This window comes from Streptomyces sp. NPDC007264, assembly GCF_042869095.1.
GTDB lineage: Bacteria > Actinomycetota > Actinomycetes > Streptomycetales > Streptomycetaceae > Streptomyces.
The window spans coordinates 1-4319 of the sequence record NZ_JBIAFD010000039.1 but is presented as its reverse complement, the minus strand read 5'-3'; the positions used below and the strand labels follow the sequence as shown (position 1 = coordinate 4319).

Genomic DNA, 4319 nt, shown 5'->3' with positions numbered 1-4319 from the left:
CCGCCCGCACCTGATCGAGGGCTGCCTGCCGACCACCGGCCTGGACCTCAAGGGCCTGATCAACCAGCCGGACATCGCGGATTCAACCTGAGTAGCATGAATACACTCAAAACCCTCAGCGAGACGCATGGAGATGCGATGACGAAGCGACGGTCTATCGAATTTGGCGACTCTATCACGGGGATGTTGATCGATGGCGTCGAGGGAACTCCGTACGTCGCAGCAACCTTGCAGTTTAACGAGTCTACCGGCGTCCAAATCGAAGTCCCCTACCTCGACCTTCCTGGGAATCCGCAATTCGAGGCCACCGCAAAGTGGTTCACCTCTGAGAGGCCTCCAAAGAACTTGCTACTGACTTCCCTTGACGCCGACATTTCATTGTATGACTGCCAGTATTCCGGCCACACAATCAATTATCCAACAGGGATCGGGCTTGGCAAGGTAACGCCCTCCGAGATCGTGCTCCATGGGAGAGATGGAGATTTCCACGATCGACTCGAAGTTGAAGAGTTTCGATCCCGGGTCGACGGGCTTATCGACTGGACCCGCTACGGTGCAATCAAGCGGTCGGCAGACAAGGACGATCAGAACCGCGTAAAGAAGGTCACAATCGAAGTCGCAAGCCTGGACGAAATCTCGTGGCACCAAGGAGAGGCCACGATGAAAATTTCGAGCGACTGGAACGTAGACCCGGCACGAAACGGCCTGAATGTCACCGAGAGCGTTTCGCTAACCAGCGCGTTTGAGTGTCCGAGGCCGGTAGCAGAGCACCTGGCCGAGCACCGCAAGGTGTCGGCCCTTCTGTCGTTCATTTTTGGTGCCGCTACCTACTTTCGGCGCCACGACATCAAGGATTCTCGATTCAATGGAAAGACCCTGGATGGAAGGGTTGTCGAAACTCCCTTCTATCAATTGGTGAGCCGAAGTACCGTGAAGGAGCAGGCAAGACCAACCCTCTCACGCAAGAAGCTGACCCACCCGCTAGTGGACTTCAAGACGGTGGGATCGAGTGGGCTAGAGAACTGGTCCAACGATCATGATAATTGGGCTCGATTCATTCATCCCGCAATCAGCGCGCTAAACCGGCCAGGCGCAATCCTTGAAAACTTGGTTGTTAACGCAGCAATGAGCATGGAGGCCGCAGGCAACCTCATCGGACAGGTAGACGGAGAATCATCCACGTACACAAAGAACGGGAAGCCCTCCACGGCAACATACATGTACCGTTGCCTCGCAAACACCGGCTGGAACTGGTCGAAGCTTTGCTCGTCATCAGTCGGAATGGCCCGAGCAATTGCTAACAACTACAACACCATCAAGCACTTCGATCGCGGTCAATTCCCCGATCCGACCGAGACGTATCTCGTCAGTTCCGTGACGGCACTCACCGTACGAATGCTGGCGATTCGGATTGCCAGGCCAGATTTGGAACCAGCAGACCTGTTCGGTGCCCGGGTATATGACTTCGACCGTCTCGAAGACGAGTTCGACGCATACGGCCTCACTGTTAACGGAGAGGGCAGGTTCGTCTCGCGCCCAGGTGCCTGAGGCGCGTTGACATCCACACCTGACATCAACGGCGCCGGATAGTGGTGCACACAAGCATCTGCTTCCAGCCCCGACAGCGGCAGGCCACCCAGCCGATGCCAGTCCCCGCCTGAACTCTAAAACGGTGGTCAGCATCTGCCTGCGGCCTCGCCCACTAACTGCGGTTGATGCTCCTCTCGTCTCACCGAAAGCGTTAGCCGGAGAGGAGATCCTCATCCGACGGCCACTTGGGCAAAGATCCACGCTCCGGCTCCCTGCGATACAGTTCACGCGCTCCGGCGATGGCACTCGCCACTTCCCGCAGCGCCTCGGCTGGCGACCAGATTCGGAAGTCCTGGAACAGCGACGCTATCTGATCGGATTTATTGAGCAGCTTCCGCTCATGAGTAATGAAGGCCCGGCCGCCGTATCGGATCGCTGTCGCCACATGCATAGCGTCACGAATGTGGTTCTTCCGGCATGTGGCCCTGTCCGCCCCTGGAAACAACGTGGAGAAGACAAGATCATTGCGGGCGATATCCTCATCGCTTCCAAGGACACAGTGATCGAGCCGGGAGTGATCCAGAATCATAGGCCCAAATGACTCAGCGTACGAAGCGCTAGCCTCGGTGAGGGTTACCCACTTCTCCTCGGGCGCGGATCCCAACTCAGTATCCATGGCGTCGGTACGTCGCAGGTTGATCCATCTCGCTTCGTGAAGCTGCCTGAGGAGGACCGTTTCAGTATCCGTAGCATCCAGGATGTGCGTGTCGATGTAGAACACCAGTGACGTCAGGTTCCAAGCGGGCAAGGGTGCCATTGTCATGTCGCGGACTCTACGACGAGGCACTGGCATCTGGCCTCAGGCGGTGGGAACAACTGCCATGCTCCCCCCGTCCGAAAGATCGTCCGCCAGCTCTCACGACCCTCCGGCAGCGGGCATGACCTCAACGCACCACAAGCGCACCAGATCGAGCGGGGAACAGCGGGGCATCACGGTGAAAGCAGATAGGATCGTCGGGACCACGGCCCAGCCGTTCGCCCAGGTCAGAGCCCGGCCAGCCGCAAATGATCGCAGCTTCCCAAGCTGATGGCTCAGGCATCGTCGTAACGGCCCGGTCGTCGTGGCTCGCTCTGGTCGACGGCATTGGCAGCGTGGCCAAGGCCGGTGGGGGTGCAGCAAGACACACGCGTGCGTGGTCGGTCGGCGCACCCACCGTCGTGGCTGGCTGTCGGCGGCTGAGGTTCAGGACGGGCGCATCGAGGGTGCCGGCCGCCGAGCGAGTGCGGCGGATTTGGGCCGTCTCTGGGCCGTCCGAGGACGCTCAACAGTGGCCAACCACGACCAATGACCACCACCAAGCGCACGAGCCCACTACCCCTGGCCAGCAAAAACCCAGCTCACCAAGATCCCCGGCAAGACCCAGGGCAAGAAGTCATTTTGAACCGCCCCGGGTTCGGTAGAGATCTCAGATTGTGGTGATGACCTGGGGTTTCGTGAGTTCGGTGTAGTAGTTGGCTTCGTATTCGACGGGCGGAACGTGGCCTATCTCACCGTGGAGGCGCCGGTGGTTGTACCAGTCGACCCACTCGGCTGCGGCCAGCTCGACCTGGGAGAGCGTCTTCCAGGGGCGCTGGGGTTTGATCAACTCGGTTTTGAACAGGCCGATCGTGGACTCCATCAGGGCGTTGTCGTACGCGTCGCCGACGGATCCGATGCTCGCCGCGATGCCGACGGTGTCCAGGTGCTCCGCGAGCTTGAACGATGTGTATTGCGACCCGGCGTCCGAGTGATGAATCAACTTGCCCGGCTGAACGGGTCGTTGATCGCGGTCACGTTGCCAGATGGCCATCTCGAGAGCGTCCAGGACGAAGACGGTCTCCTTCACGGTGGCCGCGGACCAGCCGACGATCCGGCGGGAGAAGGTGTCCACGACGAACGCGACGTAGACGGTCGCGGACCAGGTCTTCACGTGGGTGAAGTCCGCCACCCAGCACCGGTTCGGAGCGGCGGCGACGAAGTCGCGGTCGACCAGGTCGGGGGCCCGCTGGACCTGTCCGCCGGGGATCGTGGTGATGACGCGCTTGCCGCGCACCGCGCCGGTGATGCCGAGCTCGCGCATGAGGCGCTCGACGGTGCACCGGGCTACCGCATGTCCCTGGCGGTTCAGCTCGCGCCAGATCTTCCGGGCGCCGTAGACGCGGTAGTTGGACGTGTAGACCTCGTTGATCCGCTCCTTGAGTTCCTCGTCGCGCACGGCACGGGCGGAGGGGGTTCGGAGGCGTTTCCTGTGGGCGTAGTACGTGGAAGGGGCGATCTTGCAGTCGTACTCGGTGAGCGTCCTGCAGATCGGCTCGACGCCGCCGAAGCGGTCCCGGTGCTCGTCGATGAAGGCTACGAGCGCGTGTGTGGCCGGTCGAGCTCGGCCGCGAAGAAACTCGCCGCGGCCTTAAGGATCTCGTTGGCCCGCCTCAGCTCGGCGTTCTCCTTCTTCAGCGCCTTGAGCTGGCCGGACTCCTCCGTCGTCGTCCCCGGACGCTGCCCCGCGTCGATCTCGTGCTGCTTCACCCAGTTCCGCAGCGTCTCGCGGGAACCGATGCCGAGCTTGTCCGTGACCGCCTGTAGAGCGGCCGTCTCGTTCGGGTAGTCGTCGCGCACCTCGGCGACCATGCGCACCGCGCGACGGCGGAGCTCAAGCGGGTACTCAGGTTGAATCCGCGATGTCCGGCTGGTTGATCAGGCCCTTGAGGTCCAGGCCGGTGGTCGGCAGGCAGCCCTCGATCAGGTGCGG

3 protein-coding genes are annotated in these 4319 nt (G+C 61.1%); 1 reads left to right on the top strand and 2 read right to left on the bottom strand.

All coding sequences use genetic code 11. From position 1 onward, the window contains the following. The first annotated feature begins 96 nt into the window (after positions 1-96). Positions 97-1548, top strand: a complete 1452-nt coding sequence (locus tag ACFYMU_RS33310; protein ID WP_388381455.1) for a hypothetical protein — start codon at positions 97-99, stop codon at positions 1546-1548. Positions 1549-1741: 193 nt separating this feature from the next. On the opposite strand, the gene ACFYMU_RS33305 is transcribed toward ACFYMU_RS33310, so the two are convergent. After that, a complete protein-coding gene (locus tag ACFYMU_RS33305) occupies positions 1742-2353 on the bottom strand; it encodes a hypothetical protein (protein WP_388381453.1) in 612 nt (203 codons plus the stop codon). Between the two features lie 643 nt (positions 2354-2996). Then, positions 2997-4198, bottom strand: a protein-coding gene (locus ACFYMU_RS33300; protein WP_388381451.1) for an IS3 family transposase whose coding sequence is annotated in 2 segments (ribosomal slippage) — positions 2997-3967 and positions 3967-4198 — 1203 coding nt in all. Because the reading frame shifts where the segments join, the coding sequence is not laid out codon by codon here. Between the last annotated feature and the right edge of the window lie 121 nt (positions 4199-4319).

What these genes read in the sequence shown, in the direction of transcription:
- ACFYMU_RS33310 (WP_388381455.1), top strand. Translation starts at nt 97, where the DNA reads ATGAATACACTCAAAACCCTCAGCGAGACGCATGGAGATGCGATGACG.
- ACFYMU_RS33305 (WP_388381453.1), bottom strand. Translation starts at nt 2,353, where the DNA reads ATGACAATGGCACCCTTGCCCGCTTGGAACCTGACGTCACTGGTGTTC.